The sequence below is a fragment of the Sphingomonas sp. genome, assembly GCF_019635455.1.
Classification (GTDB): domain Bacteria; phylum Pseudomonadota; class Alphaproteobacteria; order Sphingomonadales; family Sphingomonadaceae; genus Sphingomonas.
On the sequence record NZ_JAHBZJ010000003.1, the window covers coordinates 220,836 to 240,324 of the forward strand.

18 protein-coding genes, 1 tRNA gene and 1 riboswitch are annotated in these 19,489 nt (G+C 66.6%); of the genes, 10 read left to right on the forward strand and 9 right to left on the reverse strand.

Features of this window, described 5'->3' with window-relative positions:
- The first annotated feature begins 20 nt into the window (after window positions 1-20).
- The gene (locus KF783_RS05870; protein WP_294077327.1) at window positions 21-1,319 is read left to right on the forward strand and encodes an FAD-dependent oxidoreductase; all 1,299 of its coding nucleotides are present in this window, start codon (window positions 21-23) and stop codon (window positions 1,317-1,319) included.
- A gap of 115 nt (window positions 1,320-1,434) precedes the next feature.
- Window positions 1,435-1,511 (forward strand) — tRNA-Pro (locus tag KF783_RS05875).
- Here the strand turns inward: KF783_RS05875 and KF783_RS05880 are convergent.
- Together KF783_RS05880 and KF783_RS05885 are read right to left on the reverse strand one after the other, a co-directional pair.
- Window positions 1,512-2,384 (reverse strand): ROK family protein, encoded by an 873-nt coding sequence (locus KF783_RS05880; protein ID WP_294077329.1) that lies wholly within the window; start codon window positions 2,382-2,384, stop codon window positions 1,512-1,514. It abuts the tRNA gene before it with no gap.
- Window positions 2,385-2,394: 10 nt separating this feature from the next.
- Window positions 2,395-2,964, reverse strand: coding sequence for a TMEM165/GDT1 family protein (locus KF783_RS05885; RefSeq protein WP_294077330.1), 570 nt, complete (start codon window positions 2,962-2,964; stop codon window positions 2,395-2,397).
- Between the two features lie 11 nt (window positions 2,965-2,975).
- A riboswitch (yybP-ykoY riboswitch) is annotated at window positions 2,976-3,159 on the reverse strand.
- 87 nt (window positions 3,160-3,246) lie between these two features.
- On the opposite strand from KF783_RS05885, the gene KF783_RS05890 reads away from it, so the two are divergent.
- Together KF783_RS05890 and KF783_RS05895 are read left to right on the forward strand one after the other, a co-directional pair.
- Window positions 3,247-4,011: a class II aldolase/adducin family protein gene (locus tag KF783_RS05890; protein ID WP_294077333.1), complete on the forward strand. Its 765-nt coding sequence runs from the start codon at window positions 3,247-3,249 to the stop codon at window positions 4,009-4,011.
- A gap of 1 nt (window position 4,012) precedes the next feature.
- Entirely contained in the window at window positions 4,013-4,750 is a 738-nt protein-coding gene (locus KF783_RS05895; RefSeq protein WP_294077335.1) for an NYN domain-containing protein, read from the forward strand.
- 28 nt (window positions 4,751-4,778) lie between these two features.
- Here the strand turns inward: KF783_RS05895 and KF783_RS05900 are convergent, their stop codons facing one another.
- Genes KF783_RS05900 through KF783_RS05910 form a run of 3 tightly spaced genes read right to left on the reverse strand, consistent with a single transcriptional unit; the run spans window position 4,779 to window position 8,619 of the window.
- Window positions 4,779-6,659, reverse strand: a complete 1,881-nt coding sequence (locus KF783_RS05900) for an acetyl/propionyl/methylcrotonyl-CoA carboxylase subunit alpha (protein ID WP_294077337.1) — start codon at window positions 6,657-6,659, stop codon at window positions 4,779-4,781.
- Complete coding sequence (locus KF783_RS05905; RefSeq protein WP_294077339.1) at window positions 6,656-7,012, reverse strand: hypothetical protein; 357 nt, start codon at window positions 7,010-7,012, stop codon at window positions 6,656-6,658. The genes KF783_RS05900 and KF783_RS05905 overlap by 4 nt, the downstream gene beginning before the upstream one ends.
- Before the next feature lie 5 nt (window positions 7,013-7,017).
- Complete coding sequence (locus tag KF783_RS05910) at window positions 7,018-8,619, reverse strand: carboxyl transferase domain-containing protein (RefSeq protein WP_294077340.1); 1,602 nt, start codon at window positions 8,617-8,619, stop codon at window positions 7,018-7,020.
- A gap of 63 nt (window positions 8,620-8,682) precedes the next feature.
- Here KF783_RS05910 and KF783_RS05915 point away from each other — a divergent pair, with 63 nt between their 5' ends.
- Window positions 8,683-9,021: a DMT family protein gene (locus tag KF783_RS05915; protein ID WP_294077341.1), complete on the forward strand. Its 339-nt coding sequence runs from the start codon at window positions 8,683-8,685 to the stop codon at window positions 9,019-9,021.
- 7 nt (window positions 9,022-9,028) lie between these two features.
- On the opposite strand, the gene KF783_RS05920 is transcribed toward KF783_RS05915, so the two are convergent.
- Window positions 9,029-10,186, reverse strand: coding sequence for an isovaleryl-CoA dehydrogenase (locus KF783_RS05920; protein WP_294077343.1), 1,158 nt, complete (start codon window positions 10,184-10,186; stop codon window positions 9,029-9,031).
- Between the two features lie 266 nt (window positions 10,187-10,452).
- On the opposite strand from KF783_RS05920, the gene KF783_RS05925 reads away from it, so the two are divergent.
- From KF783_RS05925 to KF783_RS05945, 5 genes are all read left to right on the forward strand, one after another.
- Window positions 10,453-10,875 (forward strand): TadE family protein, encoded by a 423-nt coding sequence (locus KF783_RS05925; RefSeq protein WP_294077344.1) that lies wholly within the window; start codon window positions 10,453-10,455, stop codon window positions 10,873-10,875.
- Window positions 10,875-12,476, forward strand: coding sequence for a pilus assembly protein TadG-related protein (locus KF783_RS05930; protein ID WP_294077346.1), 1,602 nt, complete (start codon window positions 10,875-10,877; stop codon window positions 12,474-12,476). The genes KF783_RS05925 and KF783_RS05930 overlap by 1 nt, the downstream gene beginning before the upstream one ends.
- Window positions 12,477-12,522: 46 nt before the next feature.
- Window positions 12,523-13,032, forward strand: coding sequence for a (2Fe-2S)-binding protein (locus KF783_RS05935; RefSeq protein ID WP_294077349.1), 510 nt, complete (start codon window positions 12,523-12,525; stop codon window positions 13,030-13,032).
- A gap of 107 nt (window positions 13,033-13,139) precedes the next feature.
- On the forward strand, window positions 13,140-13,976 hold the full coding sequence (locus tag KF783_RS05940) for an RcnB family protein (protein WP_294077350.1): 837 nt from the start codon (window positions 13,140-13,142) through the stop codon (window positions 13,974-13,976).
- A gap of 86 nt (window positions 13,977-14,062) precedes the next feature.
- Window positions 14,063-14,761, forward strand: a complete 699-nt coding sequence (locus KF783_RS05945) for a 2OG-Fe(II) oxygenase (RefSeq protein ID WP_294077352.1) — start codon at window positions 14,063-14,065, stop codon at window positions 14,759-14,761.
- A 24-nt stretch (window positions 14,762-14,785) separates the two neighbouring features.
- Here KF783_RS05945 and KF783_RS05950 read toward each other — a convergent pair whose 3' ends face one another.
- From KF783_RS05950 to KF783_RS05960, 3 genes are read right to left on the reverse strand one after another with little or no spacing between them, the layout of a single operon-like run.
- Window positions 14,786-15,175, reverse strand: a complete 390-nt coding sequence (locus KF783_RS05950; RefSeq protein WP_294077355.1) for a response regulator — start codon at window positions 15,173-15,175, stop codon at window positions 14,786-14,788.
- Window positions 15,176-15,234: 59 nt separating this feature from the next.
- Window positions 15,235-17,655 carry an ATP-binding protein gene (locus KF783_RS05955; RefSeq protein WP_294077357.1) on the reverse strand — a complete coding sequence of 807 codons (2,421 nt, stop codon included), beginning with the start codon at window positions 17,653-17,655 and terminating at the stop codon, window positions 15,235-15,237.
- Window positions 17,655-19,019, reverse strand: coding sequence for an EAL domain-containing protein (locus KF783_RS05960; RefSeq protein WP_294077359.1), 1,365 nt, complete (start codon window positions 19,017-19,019; stop codon window positions 17,655-17,657). The genes KF783_RS05955 and KF783_RS05960 overlap by 1 nt, the downstream gene beginning before the upstream one ends.
- Window positions 19,020-19,489 lie beyond the last annotated feature (470 nt).

Below are 19,489 nucleotides of genomic sequence, written 5' to 3' on the forward strand. Positions count from 1 at the left end.
GACAATCGAGAGGATCGGGCATGCGGCATATCGCGGTGATCGGATCGGGGCCGGCGGGTTATTACACCGCCGAAGCGTGCCAGAAACAGTTCGGCGACGCGGTGCGCGTCGATATCATCGATCGCCTGCCCGTCCCCTTCGGGCTGATCCGCACCGGAGTCGCCCCCGATCATCAGTCGATCAAGAATGTATCGCGCCGGTACGAAGCGGTGGCGCTGACCGACAATGTCCGCTTCGTCGGCAATGTGACGGTGGGCAAGGACGTGACGATCGCGGAGCTGATGCAGCTCTATGACGCGGTTGTGCTGGCCACCGGCGCGCCGAGCGATCGTCCGCTCGACATCCCCGGGGCGGACCTGCCCGGCGTCACCGGTTCGGCGGCATTTGTCGGCTGGTATAACGGCCATCCCGATTTCACCGACCTTGATCCGCCGCTGGCCGGGCCGGGCGCGGTGGTGATCGGCAACGGCAATGTCGCGCTCGACGTGGCGCGGGTGCTCGCGAAAACCCAGGGCGAGTTCGCCGGGTCGGACATTGTCGGCCACGCGCTCGACGCGCTGAAGGGCGCGCGGATCGACACGATCACGCTGCTTGGCCGGCGCGGACCGCACCAGATCAACATGACGCCGAAGGAACTGGGCGAGCTTGGCGAGCTGCGCCGCGCCGCGCCGGTGGTCGAGATCGGCGATTTCCCTCCCGAGATCGACGACGCGATGCTGGAGCCGGGCCAGCGCAAATCGGTCGCTTATCTCCGCACCTTTGCCGCGACCCCGGTCGACAAGCCGGTACATATCATCTTCGATTTCTTCGCGCGGCCGGTGGCGATCGAGGGAGATGGCCGGGTGGAGCGGGTGATCGTCGAACGCACCCAGCTGGATGCGCGCGGCGCCGCGAACGGGACCGGGGAGACCTATGCGGTCCCGGCCAGCCTGGTGGTTTCATGCATCGGCTATCGCACGCCGCCGATCGCGGGGGTCCCCTATGACGACCGTGCGGGCCGCTTCGCCAATGACGATGGTCGCGTGCTTCCCGGGCTGTACGCGGTCGGCTGGGCGCGGCGCGGGCCGACCGGCACAATCGGAACGAACCGCCCCGACGGGTTCGCGATCGCTGAAAAGATCGCCGAGGACCTGTCGGGAACAAGCGGGAAATCGGGCCGACCGGGCCTCGACGCGCTGCTCGAGGCGCGCGGCACCGATGTCGTCACCTTTCGCGACTGGCAAAAGATCGACACCGCCGAGATCGCCGCAGCGCGCAGCGGCAGCCCGCGTGAGAAGTTCGTCACGGTGGAGACGATGCTGGACGCGCGGGGCGTCTGAAAAAACCGTGCAAGACGGCGCTTGCGTCCCCGCCGGACGCTGGTTATAGGCGCGCCTCCAAGCGATCGCCCGTCCGCCCATCCCGGGGCCGAACGACAAGGACGCGGCACTCCGTCGGGGAGTAGCTCAGCCTGGTAGAGCACTGCCTTCGGGAGGCAGGGGCCGGAGGTTCGAATCCTCTCTCCCCGACCATCAACCTGTTTTGGATGCGGCCCGCGCGAGAATGAGCGCGCCCTCCAGTCCCGCGTTTTCGAGAGCCGGCGCGACGATGAACCCGTCCGCAAGCGCGGCGGGGCCGACGCCATAACCACCGATCGCCGCGCGCATCCGGGCCTCCGCCGCCGCGCGCAGGCCCGGCACCGACATCACGCCCCCGCCCGCGACGATGCGATTGGGCGACCATGCGAACACCAGCGTCGCGAAGAGTTGACCGAGATAGTCGGCAACCCGCCCGAACGCCTCGCCCGGCGAGTCGAGCGGGGCGCCGCCCGTCCGCGCCGCGATCGCCGGACCGGCGGCCAGCCCCTCAACGCAATCGGCGTGAAAGGGGCAGGCGCTGGCAAGGCCATCGCCCGGCGCCCGGATGACCGGCACATGCCCCAATTCGGGGTGCATCGCCCCCTTCAGCGTGATGCCGTTCATCGCCAATCCGGCACCGATCCCCGTACCGACTGTGACATATGCGACATTCGCGCACCCCTGGCCGGCGCCGAGCGTCGCTTCCGCCAGCGCGGCGGCGTTGACGTCGGTATCGACCGCGACCGGGACGGCGAGCCGCGTGGCGAGGGCGCGGCGCAGGTTGGAGCCGCTCCACCCCGGCTTCGGCGTCGCCAGCACCTCGCCATAGTTCGCCGCGTCGGGATCGACCACCAGCGGGCCGAAGGCGGCGATGCCGGCGGCGGCGATCGGCACGTCGCCGGCAAACGCAAGCAGCACGGCCTCCGCCTCCGCCGGCGTGGTGGTATCCCATCGACGCTCCGCGAGCACCTCTTCCCCGCGAACAAGCCGGGCGAGGAGTTTCGTCCCGCCCGTCTCGACCGCCAGCAACATCGCGTCGTCGTTCATGAAGCGAGGCTTAGCCGCCCCAGATCGTCTGCGCGAGTACCCACAGGCCGATCGCCAGGAACAGCAGCGCGGCGACCATCCGCACCGCCTTGAGCGGCACACGCTTCACCAGCTCGTTGCCCAGGAACACCGCCGGCACATTGGCGAGCATCATGCCCAGCGTCGTTCCCGCCGTGACCCAGCCGACCTCTGCAAACCGCGCGCCGAGCGCCACGGTCGCGATCTGCGTCTTGTCCCCCATTTCGACCAGGAAGAACGAGATCAGCGTCGTCAGGAACGCGCCGAAGCGCGCCGGCCTGTCTTCCAGATCGTCGATCTTGTCCGGGATAAGCGTCCACACCGCCATCGCGATGAACGAAATCGCGATCACGTAGCGGAACCATTCGCCCTGAAGGATCGACGCCGCCTGTTCGCCGACCAGCGCCGCGAGAAAATGATTGGCGATCGTGGCGAAGAATATGCCCAGAACGATCGGAATCGGCCGTTTGAAGCGGGTCGCCAGCAGGATCGCGAGCAGCTGCGTCTTGTCGCCGATCTCGGCGAGCGCGACCACGGCGGTGGATGTGAGCAAGGCTTCCAAATCAGGTCTCCGGGCCGGGCGAAGCGTGTTCCAACGACACCACACCCTCCCGCCCGGCCATTGAGCGGAAAGCATGGCGTCATTGGTCTCGCCCGAACGGTTTCCCGTCCCCCGTGCGCCATGGCCTCTCGACCAAGTATGTTGACGCGCGAGCCCGCCGGAATGGCGGCTGGCTACTCCCCAGATGACTGCGGTGGCCCTAGCGCTTCGTTCCCGCCGGCGCAAGTTGCGCGCGACCGCGCCCGCATGGCATAGGCACGCCAGACAGGAATGGAGAGAGTCATGGCCACCGCGATCGCCGATACCCCCCGCGTCGCTTCGGACGCCGAATGGGAAGCCCGCCAGCAGCTCGCGGCCTGCTATCGCGTGTTCGACATGCTCGGCTGGTCTGAAATGATCTACAACCACATCACCGTGAAGCTGCCGGGCGAGGAAGGCGCGTTCCTGATCAACCCGTTCGGCCTGCATTTCAGCGAGGTGAAGGCGTCGAACCTGGTCAAGATCGACATCGACGGCAACAAGCTGGACGACAGCCCCTATCCGGTGAACCGCGCCGGCTTCGTCCAACATGCGCTGTTTCACCGCCATCTGCCCGATGCGCACTGCATCATGCACAGCCACACGACCGCGGGAATGGCGGTATCGAGCGTGGAGGGCGGGCTGCGCCCGACCAATTTCTACGCGTGCAATTTCGCCGGGCAGATCGCCTATCACGATTTCGAAGGCGTGACGGTCCGCGACGAGGAGGGCGAGCGGCTGCTCGCCAATCTGGGCGACAAGCGGGTGATGCTGCTGCGCAATCACGGCATTCTGGTGATGGGCCGCACCCTGCCCGAGGCGTTCATCAAACACTGGTCGCTGCAACGCGCGTGCGAGATCCAGGTGGCGACCGCGAGCATGGGAACCCCGCTTACCGTATCCGATGACGTCGTCGCCGTGCATCAGCGCGACCTGCACATGGCGCAGGTGCCGGGCGGGCCGGGCGCGGCGGACTTTGCGGCAATGGTGCGGCTGGTCGATCGTATCGACACGAGCTGGCGCGACTGACGTGACCGATATCCCTCCGGGCAATGTCGCCCTGCTGATCGACGCCGACAATGCCTCGCCCGCCGCGATCGACCCGGTGCTGGGCGTTCTGGCCGAACTGGGGCCGGTCAACATCCGCCGCGTCTATGGCAACTGGAAGAAGCCGGCGCTCAAGACCTGGGAAGCGATGACGCTGAAACACGCGATCCAGCCCTATCAGCAGTTCGACATCACCAAGGGCAAGAACGCGACCGACATGCGGATGACCATCGACGCGATGGACCTGTTGTTCGGCGGACGCGTGACCGGATTCGGCCTGATGTCCTCGGACAGCGATTTCATGCCGCTGGCGCAGCGCATCCGTCAGGATGGCATCCCGGTCTATGGCTTTGGCACCGGCAAGACGCCGGCGGGATTTCGCGAATCCTGCACCCGCTTCATCGAGGTCGAGGGGCTGTTGCGCACCCGCGAGAGCGAGGCGGCAGAGCGCAGCGCCGCGATCCAGTCCGCCGTCGAAAGCACCGGCGGTTCGACCGACGAGGCGCTGCTGTCGCTGCTGATCGACGCCTACAACGCCTCGAAGCGCGACCAGCGCGGCTTTGCCTCGCTCAACGAGCTGGGGCGGCGCGCCGGCAACCGGTCGAGCTTCGATACCCGCAATTACGGATACAAGCGGCTGTCGGACATGCTCGCCGCCATCCCCAGCTTTCAGACCGAACAGCGCGAGGACGGGCAGATTTTCGTCAAGCGGTTGCGCTGATCGAAACCCTGCCGGGACGAGCGGGCGCCTAGCCCTTCGCCACCTTCACCAGCAACGCATCGACCTGCACCTGCGCTCCGGGGACGGCATTCAGGGTCTCGATCGTCCCGTCAAAGGGGGCGGTGAGCGCCTGTTCCATCTTCATCGCCTCAAGCACCAGCAGCTTCTGGCCGGCGGTCACGTCCTGACCCTGTGCGACCTCCACCGATACGATGCGACCGGGCATCGGCGCGAGGATCGACCCGTCGCCGGCCGCACCGCCCCCACCGCCGTCGGTCCGATCGGCGGTGACGCGGAAGGTCGCCCCGCCATGGACCAGCAGTGCGGCCCCGTCACGCGGGTGTCGGTGGAAGTGCGAGGACAGATCGCCATCGGCGGCGACGTCGAACGTCACCCGCACGCCATTCACGCTCAGCGCCCGCTGGGTCACCGGCGCGCGATTGAGGCGAAAGCCCTCCAGCTCGCGCGCACGGATGACCGGCTCGCGCGGGACATCGGCATCGAGCCAGTAGCTCGCTTGGGTCAGGTCCACCGCCCCGGGCAGCGGATCGACGGCCAGCGCGTCGCCGCGACGATCGATCAGACCGGTATCGAGCCGTGCTGCAACGAAATCCTCGTCACCCAGCAGGCGATAGAGAAACCCGGCATTGGTCTTCACGCCCCACACCGGCAGATAGGACAGGTCCGCACGGAGCAAGGCGATCGCGTCGTCGCGGCTGTCGCCATGCGCGATCAGCTTTGCGATCATCGGGTCGTAAAAGGGTGAGATGACCGAACCCGCCTCGACACCGGTATCGACGCGCGAATTGTCGGGGAAATCGAGCACCTCGAGACGGCCGACACTGGGCAGGAATCCCTTTGCGGGATCCTCGGCATAGAGCCGCGCCTCGACCGCGTGACCATTGATCGAGAGCTGCCCCTGCCGCAACGGCAGCGGTTCGCCCGACGCCACGCGCAGCTGCCATTCGACCAGATCGACGCCGGTGATCGCCTCGGTAACCGGGTGTTCGACCTGGAGCCGCGTATTCATCTCCATGAACCAGACGCGGTCGGCGCGCAGCCCCGCGCTGGCGTCGGCGATGAACTCGATCGTTCCCGCACCTTCATAATCGACCGCCTGGGCGGCGCGCACGGCGGCGGTGCAGACGGCTTCGCGTGTGGCCGCATCCATCCCCGGAGCCGGAGCCTCCTCGATCACCTTCTGGTGGCGGCGCTGCATCGAACAGTCGCGCTCGAACAGGTGGACGACATTGCCATGGCTGTCGCCGAACACCTGTACCTCGATGTGGCGCGGGCTGAGGATATATTTCTCGATCAGCACCCGGTCGTCGCCAAAGGATGACGCCGCTTCACGCTGGCAGCTGGCGAGCGCGTCGGCGAAATGCTGCGCAGCATCGACGCGCCGCATCCCCTTTCCGCCGCCGCCCGCGACGGCCTTGATCAGGACGGGATAGCCGATCGCATCCGCCTCCGCCTGAAGGCGGCCGGCCGACTGGTCCTCGCCCAGATAGCCGGGCGTGACCGGCACGCCGGCATCCTGCATCAGCTTCTTGGCGGCATCCTTCAGGCCCATCGCGCGGATGCTGGCCGGCTTTGGCCCCACCCAGATCACGCCGGCGGCGATTACCGCATCGGCGAAATCGGCATTTTCGGACAGGAAGCCATAGCCGGGATGAATCGCCTCCGCCCCGCTTTCCCTGGCGGCGGCGATGATCCGGTCACCGAGGAGATAGGAGTCGCGCGCGGGGGCGGCGCCGATATGCACGGCCTCATCGGCGGTGCGGACGTGAAGCGCATTGGCATCGGCGTCGGAATAGACCGCGACGGTACGAATGCCGAGCGTCCGCGCGGTACGAATGATGCGGCACGCGATCTCGCCGCGATTGGCGATGAGAAGAGAGGTGATCAATGGAGCGTCCCGGCAAGTTCGAACGGATCCTCGCCCTCGAAAAAGGCGGCGAACAGCGCGGTGACTTCGTCAGCGGTCAGCGTGCCGGCGGACGAACTGCCGAAATCGCGCCCGGCGTCGCCCGGGTCGGGTGCGAGGCCGGGCTTCCTGATCTCGACATGCGTTTCCGGGCCGCCGGCGCGCAATTCGACGACCCAGCGGCGCCCGTTCAGGATCGCCTGGATGTAATCGGTCGGCGATCGGGTGAGGACGGCGAAGGCGCCATCCGTCGCGGCGGGCATCCATCGCAGCAATTCCCGCAGCCGATCGGCCGAACCCACGGTCGCCGACCCGGCATGTGTTCTCAATTCCATCGTCATCACATCCTGAAGACGCCGAACGCCGGGCGTTCCGGGATCGGCGCGTTGAGCGTGGCAGCCAGGGCGAGGCCAAGCACATCGCGGGTCTGCGCGGGATCGATGATGCCATCGTCCCACAGGCGCGCGGTGGCGTGCCAGGGGTTGCCCTGCGCCTCGTAATCGTCTCGGATCGGCTGTTTGAACGCCTCGGCCTCTTCCGCGGTCCATTTCTCTGCATCGCGGTGAACGGTCGCGAGCACGCTCGCCGCCTGTTCGCCACCCATCACGCTGATCCGGCTGTTCGGCCAGCTGAACAGGAAGCGTGGGGCGTAGGCCCGGCCGCACATGCCGTAATTGCCGGCGCCAAAGCTGCCGCCGATCAGCACGGTGACCTTTGGCACGCTGGCGGTGGCGACGGCGGTGACCAGCTTGGCGCCGTGCTTGGCGATCCCCTCCGCCTCATATTTGCCGCCGACCATGAAGCCGCTGATATTCTGGAGGAACAGCAGCGGGACGCGGCGCTGACAGGCGAGTTCGATGAAGTGCGCGCCCTTTTGCGCGCTTTCGCTGAACAGCACGCCGTTATTGGCGAGGATCGCTACCGGCAAACCCCAGATATGCGCGAAACCACAGACAAGCGTTGCGCCATAGAGCGGCTTGAATTCGTGAAATTCGCTGCCATCGACCAGCCGCGCGATCACCTCATGCACGTCATAGGGCGCGCGGACGTCGGTGGGGAGGACGCCGTACAGGTCCTCCGCGTCATAGTTCGGGGGGCGGGAATCGCGGATCGCAACCTCCGCCGCGCGATCGGGCGGCAGGGTCGAGACGATGTCGCGCACGATCGTCAGCGCGTGCGCATCGTCGTCCGCGACATGATCGACGACGCCTGATTTGCGTCCGTGCAGATCGCCGCCGCCCAGATCCTCGGCGCTGATGACCTCACCCGTCGCCGCCTTTACCAGGGGCGGCCCGGCGAGGAAGATCGTCCCCTGTTCGCGCACGATCACGGTCTCGTCCGACATTGCCGGAACATAGGCGCCGCCGGCGGTGCAGCTGCCCATGACGCAAGCGATCTGGGCGATGCCCTTCGCGCTCATATTGGCCTGATTGAAGAAGATGCGGCCGAAATGATCGCGGTCGGGAAACACATCCGCCTGATGCGGGAGGTTCGCGCCGCCGCTATCGACAAGGTAGATGCACGGCAGCCGGTTCGCCTCGGCGATCTCCTGCGCGCGCAAATGCTTCTTCACGGTCATCGGATAATAGGTGCCGCCCTTTACCGTGGCGTCGTTGCATACGATCATGCAGGTGCGGCCTGACACGCGGCCGATGCCGGCGATCACGCCCGCGCCCGGGACTTCGCCGTCGTAGAGGTCGTTCGCGGCGAGCTGACCGATTTCAAGGAACGGCGCGCCGGTATCGAGCAGGCGCTCGACCCGCTCGCGCGGCAACAATTTGCCCCGCGCCACATGCCGCTCCCGCGATTTCTCGTTCCCGCCCAGCGCGGCCTGTGCCACATCCGCGCGGAGCTTGTCCGCGAGCGCGCGATTGTGCGCGGCATTGGCGCGGAACTGCGGGTCGTCGGCCGACACCAGCGTCTTGAGAACAGGCGCGCTCATCTTGCCACCCCGCCAAAGCTGGCGCACAGCGCAGCGCCGCCGTGCCGACAGCCGGAACCGAACATGCCGACCATCCTGCTCCTCATCGTCTCCAACGTCTTCATGACCACCGCCTGGTACTGGCATCTGTCGAAAGGCGGGATGCACCGGCCACTGCTGGCGGTCATCCTCATCAGCTGGGGCCTGGCGCTGGTCGAATATTGCTTCGCGGTTCCGGCCAACCGGCTGGGATATGCCGGCGGGTGGACGCCGGGCCAGCTTAAGGTCGTGCAGGAGGCGATCGCGCTCATCGTCTTCGGCGTCTTCATGGTCGCGGTGCTGGGCGAAGCGATCAGCTGGCGCCACCTGGCCGCTTTCGCCTGCATCATGGCGGCGGTCGCGTTCCTGTTCGTGGGACGGTGATCGCGGGTCACGCCGCCCCCACCAGTTCGCGGCCGATCAGCATGCGGCGGATCTCGTTCGTCCCCGCGCCGATGTCGAGCAGCTTCGCGTCGCGCAGGAAGCGTTCGACCGGCCAGTCCCTGGTATAGCCCGCGCCGCCCAGTGCCTGAACCGCCTCCCCCGCGACCTTGAACGCGCTTTCGCTCGCCAGCAGGATCGCGCCGGCGGCGTCGAAGCGGGTCGTCCTGCCCGCGTCGCACGCGCGGGCGACGGCATAGACATAGGCACGCGCGGAGTTGAGCGCGACATACATGTCGGCGACCTTCGCCTGCATCAGCTGGAAGCTGCCGATCGCCTGGCCGAACTGCTTGCGCTCGCGCAGGTAAGGCAGCACCACATCTAGGCATGCCTGCATGATGCCGAGCTGGATTCCGGCCAGCACCGTGCGCTCGTAATCCAGGCCCGACATGAGCACGCCGACGCCGCCGTTCAGCGGCCCCATGACATTCTCCTCCGGCACCTCGCAATCGGTGAACACGAGTTCCGCCGTCGGCGACCCGCGCATCCCCATCTTGTCGATCTTCTGCCCGATCGAGAAGCCGGGCATGTCCTTCTCGATCAGGAACGTGGTGATCCCGCGCGATCCTTCGCCGGTCTTCGCATAGACGACCAGCGTGTCGGCATAGGCGGCGTTGGTGATCCAGAACTTCGTTCCGTTGAGCACATATCGGTCGCCCTTGTGCTCGGCCCGCAGCTTCATGCTGACGACGTCACTGCCCGCGCCCGCCTCCGACATGGCCAGCGAGCCGACATGTTCGCCGCTGATGAGCTTGGGCAGATATTTCGCCTTTTGCGCGGGCGACGCCCAGCGGCGAATCTGGTTGACGCACAAATTCGAATGCGCGCCATAGCTGAGCCCGATCGATGCGGACGCGCGCGATACCTCCTCGCACGCGATCACATGTTCGAGATAGCCGAGGGCCAGCCCGCCATATTCCTCTTCCACGGTGATGCCGTGCAGCCCTAACTCGCCCATCGCCGGCCAGAGTTCGTCGCGCGGGAACCAGTCCTCCGCGTCGATGCGCGCGGCCAGCGGCGCGATCTGCTCGCGCGAGAATCGCTCGGTGGTTTCGCGAATCATCTCTGCTGTCTCGCCCAGGTCGAAATCCATCTGGGGCAGGCTCATATGCTCTCCTGTTCTTTTGTCGCCCAATAGCCGCGTGCCGCCCCGCACCGCAATGGGCGCCCGCTCGCCCGGACGGACGCAGCGCTAACGGAGTGCGCGCACCAGGGACTCGCGTCCATTCCGGATGGTTCCAACGTCGCGGATCCGCGTGGGCGGCGCGCGACTTGCCCGTCCCACGATCCATAACGGTCCAGTCCGTTACCCGATTTGCGCATGCCGTTAACCGCCCCCGCGCCACGCTATGCGCCTGATTTCGAGGAAAGTTCATGCGTGGCGTGACGAACTTGAAGAACGGCGAATGCGGGAGCGCGATCCTGGAGTTCGCGCTGCTGTTGCCGATACTCGCATCGATGCTGGTCGGCATCCTGTCCTACGGCCTGTATTTCGGTGCGGCCCATTCGGTGCAGCAGCTGGCCGCCGACGCCGCGCGGCGATCGGTCGCGGGATCGAACGCGGCGGAACGATCGTCGATCGTGCACGCCTATGTCGATGCGAATGCCACCGGCTATTTCCTGATCCGCGCCGACCGGCTGCGCGAAGTGAGCGCCACCGCGATCGGCGACGGGCGGACGCGAATCCGCATCGCCTTTGACGCGACATGGCTGCCGATCTTCTCGTTCGCGGCGATGGTTCCGCTTCCGCCCGGGACCATCACGCGCGACTGCACCATCCTGGACGGTGAGGCATGATGCGCCGGCTGACCAGCGACCGGCGCGCCGGCGTCGCCGTGCTGGTGGGCGGAATGCTGCCGGTACTGCTCGGTGCTGCTGCGGCGGCGGTGGATGTCGGCGCGGTGGCGCTGGAGCGGCGGCGGATGCAGGGCGCGGTCGATGCGGCGGCGCTGGCGGCGGCACAGGCGCCGTCCGACGCCGCGACGCGCGCACGGCAGGCGATCGCCGCGAACCGCCCGGGCGTCGTGATCGACACGCGCGTTACCGCCGGAATCGCGACTCGTGGCGCCACCGGCATCGTGCTGACGCCGAACCCGGCCGGCGACGCGGTTCAGGTCAGCGCGACCTATCCCAACGACACCTATTTCCTGCGCGCGCTGGGCCTGCGTTTCCCGCCCGCGACCGTCACCGCGACCGCGGCGCGCCGCAATCTGGGGGCGCTGTCCATCGGATCGGGGCTGGCGAGCTTTGAGAATGGGGTCGTCAACGGCTTTACCCGCGCGATGACCGGCTCGTCGGTCGGCCTGTCGCTGCTCGGCTATCAGGGGCTGGCGAGCGCCAATGTCGATCTGTTCGCCTTTCTCGACGCGGTGGCGCTGCGCGCGAACCTGGGCGCGATCAGCTATGACAGCCTGCTTGATCGCGAATTCGACCTGCCGCTGCTGTTGCGTGCGCTCGGCGATGCGTCGGGCAGCGGTGCGCTGGAGGGGGTCGCGGCGGGGATCGGCGGATCGCCGCGCACCCTGCGGCTCGGCGACCTGATCGGGCTCGACCTGCCCGGCGCGGGCAATGTCGGTGGGGGCGGCCAGTCGGCGGTGCGCGCACAGACGCGGGCGAGCGACCTGCTGGGCGCCATGCTCGCCCTTGCCAATCGCGGCAACGCCGTCTCGCTGGACCTGGGAAGCGGGATTGCCGGCCTGTCCGCGGTTCGCGCGGAACTGCGCATCGGTGAGGCGATCCAGTCCAGCCCGTGGATGATCGTCAACGAACGCAGCGGGATCGAGGTGAACACGGCGCAGGCGCGGATCAACCTGGTCGCGGATATCGGCCCGCTGCTCGGTTTCTCGCTGAACCTGCCGCTTGCCGCCGACATTGCGCAGGCGCGTGCGGTCCTGGACGCCCTGCCCTGCGCGCCACGCACGACTGCGGCCGTCCGTGCGCGCGCGGGCGTCGCGCGGGTGGCTGTGGCCGCAATCCCGATCGGTCAGGCGATTCCGGACGGCCCGACCGCCCTCCCCCCGGCACCGATGCTGCGCGCGCCGTTGCTGGAGGTGGACGGGCGTGCCTTCGGGGCGCTGGAGGCGTCCGACTGGCAGCCGCTGTCCTTCACCCGCGAGGACATTGCCGGGCATGTCGGAAAGTCGGTCGCGACGACCGACGGCGTATCGACGCTGATCGGATCGACACTCGCCTCGACCCGGATCGATGTCCGCTTCCCGGGCCTGGGATTGGGCATGGGGCTGCCCGGGCAAAGCCAGGTCGCCTCGGCGATCTCCGCCGCCACGCCGGGGCTTGAGCGCACGCTGTTCGACCTGCTCACGCTCGCCGGCCTTCAGATCGGCACTGCCAAGGTGTGGATCGATGGCTATCGTTGCGGCCATCCCGTCCTGATCGGGTGACCGCGCCCTATTGGGCCGCCGCCGCCTTCGCGCTAGGGTCGGCGGCATGACGAAGTTCACGGTCAACAACCAGCCGGTCGAATACAGGCTGGATCCGCGCACGCCGCTGCTCTGGGCGCTGCGCGACGCATCGAACCTCACCGGCACCAAATATGGCTGCGGCAGCGGCGATTGCGGTGCCTGTACCGTCGATATCGATGGCGAGGCGGTGCGATCCTGTCAGGTGACGATCGGGGCGATCGAGGGGACGTTCGTCACGACGATCGAGGGGCTGGCGGAAGCGCGCGACCATCCGGTGCAGCGCGCGTTCCTGTCCGCCAATGTCGGGCAGTGCGGATATTGCGTCCCCGGCATGGTGATGGCGGCGGCGGTGCTGCTGCGCAAGAATCGCAGCCCGTCCGACGAGGAGATCGAGGCGGCGATCACCAATTTATGCCGGTGCGGCATCTATCCGCGATTGATCGACGCGATCGGCCGGGCTGCGCGACTGGCGCGCGGCGAGCAGGAGGACGACGAAGCCGAAACCGCCGACCCACAGCCCTCCCCGAGCGATTGATGAATCCTTTCGCAATGCTGTCAGCCCGATTCAGAGACGTGTCAGCCGACTCGCGGCAAAAGGGGCCTAGTCTGAACGCCGGCGTGTGCCGGGAGCGGAGGATGGAAATGAAGAAGATGATCTTGGCCGCGCTGATCGGCGCGACAATTCTGACCCCCGCCACGGCGATCGCGCAGGAGCGTGGCCGTTGGCAGGGACGTGGTGGCGACCAGTCGGGACAGCAGCGCCAGTCGCCGCGACAGGAGTGGCAGCAGCGCCGCTCGTCCGAGGACAGCCAGCGCCCCATGTATCAGGCGCGCGAGCGTCAGCCGGCAACCCCGTCCTATCAGGCGCCGCAGCGCCAGCAGGCCGCGCCATCCTATCAGGCACCCCAGCGCCAGCAGGCCGCGCCGTCCTATCAGGCACCCCAGGCTCAGGCGCCCCAGTCCACCCCGCAGTGGCAGGGCCGGCGTGGCGGCGGCGACCGTGGTGGCGAACGCACGCAGGGCCGGTATCAGGCCCCGCAGCGTCAGCAGGCCGCGCCGCAGCCGCAATATCAGGCGCCCCAGCAATATCGCCGCGACCGCACCGACGATCGACGCGATTATCGCCAGGATCAGCGTTCGCAGCAATATCGCGGCGGCGACCGGCGCGACTGGAGCCGCGGCTGGCGGGGCGATCGCCGCTATGACTGGGGCAGCTATCGCCAGTATAACCGCAACATCTATCGCCTGCCCCGCTATTACGCGCCGGCTGGCTATCGTTACGGCTATCAGCGCTTTTCGATCGGTCTGACGATCGGCGCGCTGCTGTTCTCGCAGAACTATTGGATCAACGATCCGTTCTATTATCGCCTGCCGCCGGCCTATGGCCCGTATCGCTGGGTGCGCTATTACAATGACGCGCTGCTCGTCGATATCCGGACCGGCTATGTCGTGGACGTCGTGTACGACATCTTCTGGTAAGCGAGACGCGTCGTCACGCAAGGGAGGCCCGGCCGGCAACGGTCGGGCCTCTTGCGTTTCGGCGGCGTCGCGGCAAATTGCGCGCGATGAGCATTTTCGCGAAACCCAAGTCCGGCGGCGCATCGCTTGCGCGTGCGCGCCTGGGGCAACAGGCCACCGCCCGGATCGAAGCCAATGGCGCCGTTCGCAAGGCGAAGGTGGACAACGTCCAATTCTATTACCACCCCGATTTCCTCTCCGACACCGAATGCCGCCAACTGATTGGAATGATCGACGCGAACCGCCGGCCATCGACCCTGCTCGCGGCGTCTGACGATCCCGAATTCCGCACCAGCGAGAGCTGCGACCTCGATCGCTGGTCCCCCTATGTCCAGCCGATCGACGAGCGGATGGCCAGCCTGTTGGGAATCCCGCCCGAACATGGCGAGACGATGCAGGGCCAGCGTTACGCGCCGGGCCAGCAATTCCGCGCGCATTATGACTGGTTCAGCGAAAGCCAGGAATATTGGGCGGCGATGAAATCCTCGGGCGGCCAGCGCACCTGGACGACGATGATCTATCTGAACGATGTCGAGGAAGGGGGCGCGACCTGGTTCCCCCAGGCCGGCCTGCGGGTCGCGCCGAAAAAGGGCATGCTGCTCGCGTGGAACAACATGAAGCCCGACGGCGCACCCAATCCGGCGACGTTGCATGAGGGGACGCCGGTGGTGCGCGGCGTCAAATATATCATCACCAAATGGTTCCGGGAGCATCCCTGGATCAACATGCCGATCCGGACCTATTGATCCGACGGGGCGACCCGGACCGTTCTAAAGCAGCATGTCCCCGCCACTGCGCTGCGCCAGCACGCGCCCGATCGTGTCGAACAGCGCGTCCATCGCAACCGGCTTGAACAACACCTCGTCCGCACCCGCGCCCAGGCACCGTTCGCGCAGATCGACCGCGGTATCGGCGGTGACCACGATCACCGGCAATTCCGCCTTGTGATCGCCGCGCGCGCGAATGTGCTGAATCGCCTCGATCCCGTCCATGCCCGGCATGCGCAAATCGACCAGGATGACGTCGAAATCCTCCGCATCGATGCGACGCAGCCCGGTTTCCGCGTCCTCCGCCTCCGTCATCGCCGCGCCGGCAACGTCCAGCATGTCGCGGACGACCCGACGATTCATCGGATCGTCCTCGATGAACAGGATATTCACGAGGTCAGTCCGGGATCGGTATGGAGGCGCAACGCTAAACGCATATGTGTGCTATCGCCCTAAGCCGCCTGGGACACAAGTGAACTATTCGCCAAGTTCGGGAAATTTTCTTCCGCGAACCCAATCAATCGCTCAATCAATATTGCGCCGGCAATCGGCTTTTCAACGATCATTCCGACTTTTGCCGACAGAAGTGACGCGCGCATGTCATCGTCCAGCTTGCTCCACAGCACCGCCACCGCCGCGCCGCGCGCCTGGGCGGAGCTGGCCAGGCCCGCAACCGTCGCGCCGATATCGTCGCCAGCCGCGCGGAGCGTCGCTTCTTCCGCGAGCAGGAGCGTCGATGCGTCCAGCAGATCGACCGCCTCTTCGGGCGTTCCGGCAAACTGGACCGATGCGAATGCCGGTTCGAGCAGGGTCCTGAGCATGCCGCGTGCGATCGGATTGCGATCGAGCACGACGATGCGGCGCGCGTTGCCGCTCACCCCGTCCCCGCCCGGCGCCTCCGCCAGATCGAGCGGCAGGTCGATGGTGAAGCAGGTGCCTGCACCTTCGTCGCTGCGTACCGCGACGTCGCCGCCCAGCGCGCGCGCAAGGTTGCGGACGATCGCAAGGCCCAGGCCGGTGCCACCGAACTTGCGCGTCGTGCCTGCATCGACCTGCTTGAACGATTCGAAGATTTCCTCATGCTTTTCGGCGGGGATGCCGATGCCGCTGTCGGTCACCGCGATGCACAGCCGCCCGCCCTCGGCAGACGCCGTCAGCGCGATCGTGCCGCTTTCGGTGAACTTGATCGCGTTGGACAACAGGTTGAACAACATCTGCCGGAGCCTGCCCGGATCCGTATTCACCCAGTTCGGCGCGCCATCGATATCGAGACGGAACTCCAGTCCCTTGCCGCGCGCCTGTTCCTGCCACATCCGCGCCGCGTCGCGCAGCGTTGCCTGAAGGTCGGTCGCGACCAGCTCGACCGACAGGTTCCCCGTTTCCATCTTCGCGACGTCAAGAATGTCATCGACCAGCGCGCGCATCGTCATGCCGGCGCCGTGGACCACATCCAGCCGGTCGCGGGTCGCGGCGGGGACAGACGGATCGCGCAGCATGATCTGGGTCATGCCCAGGATGCCGTTGAGCGGCGTGCGGATCTCGTGGCTGGTCGTCGCCAGGAATTCGGTCTTCGCCTTCAGCGCCTTTTCGAGCGCAACGTTGGTTTCGTTGAGTTCGGTATTGGCCGCGCGCACCTGATTGCGGCTGCGCCGGATGGTGAACAGGCCGATGCTGAGCAGCGTGATGATGATCAGCGTCGCGCCGCCCAGCCCGATGAAGATCGTGCGCTGGAATTCGGCGGCCCGGCGCAGCTCCTCGGCCTTCAGATTGGCGATGCGCAGTTCCTGATTGGCATAGTCGAACCGCGCCGCCATCAGTGCGATATTGGTCGATGTCGCCAGCTGCGCCGCCTCGTCGCCGAGATTGCGCACCCGTTCCAGATGGGCCAGCGCCTGTTTGGTTTCGCCACGCGCGCGATAGATTTCATAGGCGGTCAGATGCGCGTCGCGATAGGCGATCGTCGTGTCGGCGAGGCGAACCCCGGCAAAGGCGCGCGCGATCCGTGCTTCGGCGAGATCGAGCCGACCGCGGTCGAACGCCAGCTTCGCCGATACCGAAAGCAGCTTCCATTCCATCCCCGGTGCAACGCCGGAATCGATCAGCCGCTGTGCCTGGCCCAGCACCGCATCGGCATTGGCGGTATCCTTGTCGTGCAGATAGGCGCGGCCAAGATTGATCAGGATCTGGGGCAGGATCTGCTCGGTTTCCAGCGACCGCGCGATCTTGAGCGCGCGGCGATACTGGGCGACCGCCTCTGCCGGCCGATCGAGCTGAAGCAGGACGTTGCCGCGATTGTTGAGCAGGAAGATCGACAGCTTCGGGTCGCCTTCATACACTTCCGACGCCTGCCGGAAATATTTGTCCGCGCTCGCAAGGTCGTTCGCCTGGGTATAGAGGGTGGCGATGGTTTGCAGGGTGATCGACTGGCTGCGCTTCTCGCCGACATCGGCGAAGATCGTATAGGCCTCCTGAAGCGAGGCGAGCGCCTCCGCGGGGCGCAGCTGGTCCTGCTGCACGCCCGCGCGCGCCAGCAACAGGTCGCCCTTCAGCTTGCCCGGACGGGGATCGCCGCTGATAAGCCGCAGCGCCCGTGCGATGCGCGGCGATGCGGCCTTTGCGTCGCGCATCCGGATCAGCGCCTCGCCCTGAAGCCATAATGCGGTGGCCGAGGCGGTCGCGCGCGCGGCAGGATCGGCGATAGTCGCCGCCTGTTTCTCCGCCGCCAGCGACAGCGCGAGCGCGTCGCGCGGTTCGCCGATCATCGCCGCTTTCGCCTTGTCGATATCGGCCTGTGCCGGGCCGCTCTGCGCGGCGGCGGGCATCGCCAGTCCAAGGCACAGCGTCGCCAATGCGAGGGCAATGCCGCGCAGCATCACCCGGCCTTCCGGCGGAATCCCTGCAAGGCCGCGAAGCTGGGCCGCGCACTGGACACCGACTTGAAACCTTCCTCATCCAGATAACGGATGAACGCATCGAGCGCGATCGGCCGGCTGAGCAGATATCCCTGCACCATATCGCACCCCATCACGCTGAGCAGCGCCAGCGCGGCGGGCGTTTCGACACCTTCGGCGGTCACTTCCATTTCCAGCGCATGGGCGAGATCGATGGTCGATCGCACGATCAGCGGATCGCGATTGCTGCTGGTCAGTTGCATCACGAACATCTTGTCGATCTTGAGTTCGGTGGCCGGCAGCTGCTTGAGATAGGCGAGCGATGACAGGCCGGCACCGTAATCGTCGATCGCGAGCGGAATCCCGATGTCCGAAAACAGTTTGAGATGGCGGATCGCGCTTTCGGGATCGCGGATGACCGCGGTTTCGGTAATTTCGAACCCGATCTTCGCGTCCGATTCCCGAACGATGCGGCACGCCTCTTCGACGAAAGCGGTGTCCGCCAGAAGCACGCCGGAAATATTGATGAACACCGGCATGTCGTGGCCGTGCGCGGCCAGGACGCGCTGATCGGCGATCACCTGCCGCAACGTCCACAGGGTCAGGCCGGCAATCTCCCCACCCTCTTCCGCCGCAGAGATGAAATCACCCGGCAGGATCAGCCCGCGCACCGGATGCTGCCAGCGGACCAGCGCCTCCGCGCTCGACACCGCTTCGCGCCGGACGTTCACCTTTGGCTGATATTGCAGGAACATCTGGCCCGCACTGATCGCACGCGGCAGTTCGCGCATCAGGCTGACGCGATCGAAGGCGACTCCCGCCTGCGACAGGTCGAGCGTGACGACGCGCGCCTCCTGCCGCGCCTGCTCCAGCGCCGCTTCGGCAGCCTCGCTCAGGCGCACCTCATCGTCATCGCTGGCGGCAGCAACGGCCAGGCCCCAGCGCATCTGGATCAGGTGACGTTCGCCATCAAGGTCGAGCGTGCGCGCGAACACGCGACAAAGCTCCTCCACTGATGCCGTCGCCTTTGCCGGCGTGTCGGATTCAAAGGAAAGTTCGACCAGCGCCCGCCCGACCACGGCCAGGCGAATACCGGGGTGAAGCGATCCGATATGCTCGGCCACGTCACATGCCAGCGTGTCCGCCCGCGCCCGACCGAGATGCCGGCGCAATGATTGAAAATTGACGATCTCGCACAGCGCAATCGCGCGCCAGGGCCTGGCGCGTGCGCGGCCACGTTCGTCGGCGTCGTCGGCGTGCTCAGCATCGAACGAGCGGATCGGGTTGAGCATATCGAACGCGAGCGGCGGCAGGCCCGAGGGCGTGGCTTGCCCGGGCGGGTGCATTCCCGCGCTGAAATCGCCGAGGTTCGACATCACCCGACCGGGATAGGCGCTACTCTTGAAAGAACCCTTAAGGACGAAATCCCCGCGATGGGCGATCGCGTCGCATTCACGCCGCCCCCGATTGATTTATGGTTATTTTTTCGGTAACCAATATGGGTGCGCCTTTTGCGCACAATGGGAGAAAACACATGTTCAACCTTCTTTTCCGGGAAGGCTACGGCGACGATCTTCGTCCCTGGTAACCTCTCCGGCCCGGGCGGATGAATCTGCGGAAACGCGCGATTTCATCTCGCCCGGGCTTATTTCCCCATCCCAGGCGCGCGATGCCGGTTGGCCGCGCGCTTTTTTGATGCCTGCGTCCTTGATGGCCGCGACGCCACCGATCGGGTCAATTCCTGCGGCGACCAGAAGGACCGATCAAGCCCGGCGAGCGGAAAGGGGCGATCGCACCTCACCCCTTCCGCGACGCC

What these genes read in the sequence shown, in the direction of transcription:
- KF783_RS05870 (WP_294077327.1), top strand. Translation starts at nt 21, where the DNA reads ATGCGGCATATCGCGGTGATCGGATCGGGGCCGGCGGGTTATTACACC.
- KF783_RS05880 (WP_294077329.1), bottom strand. Translation starts at nt 2,384, where the DNA reads ATGAACGACGACGCGATGTTGCTGGCGGTCGAGACGGGCGGGACGAAA.
- KF783_RS05890 (WP_294077333.1), top strand. Translation starts at nt 3,247, where the DNA reads ATGGCCACCGCGATCGCCGATACCCCCCGCGTCGCTTCGGACGCCGAA.
- KF783_RS05905 (WP_294077339.1), bottom strand. Translation starts at nt 7,012, where the DNA reads ATGGAATTGAGAACACATGCCGGGTCGGCGACCGTGGGTTCGGCCGAT.
- KF783_RS05910 (WP_294077340.1), bottom strand. Translation starts at nt 8,619, where the DNA reads ATGAGCGCGCCTGTTCTCAAGACGCTGGTGTCGGCCGACGACCCGCAG.
- KF783_RS05915 (WP_294077341.1), top strand. Translation starts at nt 8,683, where the DNA reads ATGCCGACCATCCTGCTCCTCATCGTCTCCAACGTCTTCATGACCACC.
- KF783_RS05920 (WP_294077343.1), bottom strand. Translation starts at nt 10,186, where the DNA reads ATGAGCCTGCCCCAGATGGATTTCGACCTGGGCGAGACAGCAGAGATG.
- KF783_RS05925 (WP_294077344.1), top strand. Translation starts at nt 10,453, where the DNA reads ATGCGTGGCGTGACGAACTTGAAGAACGGCGAATGCGGGAGCGCGATC.
- KF783_RS05930 (WP_294077346.1), top strand. Translation starts at nt 10,875, where the DNA reads ATGCGCCGGCTGACCAGCGACCGGCGCGCCGGCGTCGCCGTGCTGGTG.
- KF783_RS05935 (WP_294077349.1), top strand. Translation starts at nt 12,523, where the DNA reads ATGACGAAGTTCACGGTCAACAACCAGCCGGTCGAATACAGGCTGGAT.
- KF783_RS05940 (WP_294077350.1), top strand. Translation starts at nt 13,140, where the DNA reads ATGAAGAAGATGATCTTGGCCGCGCTGATCGGCGCGACAATTCTGACC.
- KF783_RS05945 (WP_294077352.1), top strand. Translation starts at nt 14,063, where the DNA reads ATGAGCATTTTCGCGAAACCCAAGTCCGGCGGCGCATCGCTTGCGCGT.
- KF783_RS05955 (WP_294077357.1), bottom strand. Translation starts at nt 17,655, where the DNA reads ATGCTGCGCGGCATTGCCCTCGCATTGGCGACGCTGTGCCTTGGACTG.
- KF783_RS05960 (WP_294077359.1), bottom strand. Translation starts at nt 19,019, where the DNA reads ATGCACCCGCCCGGGCAAGCCACGCCCTCGGGCCTGCCGCCGCTCGCG.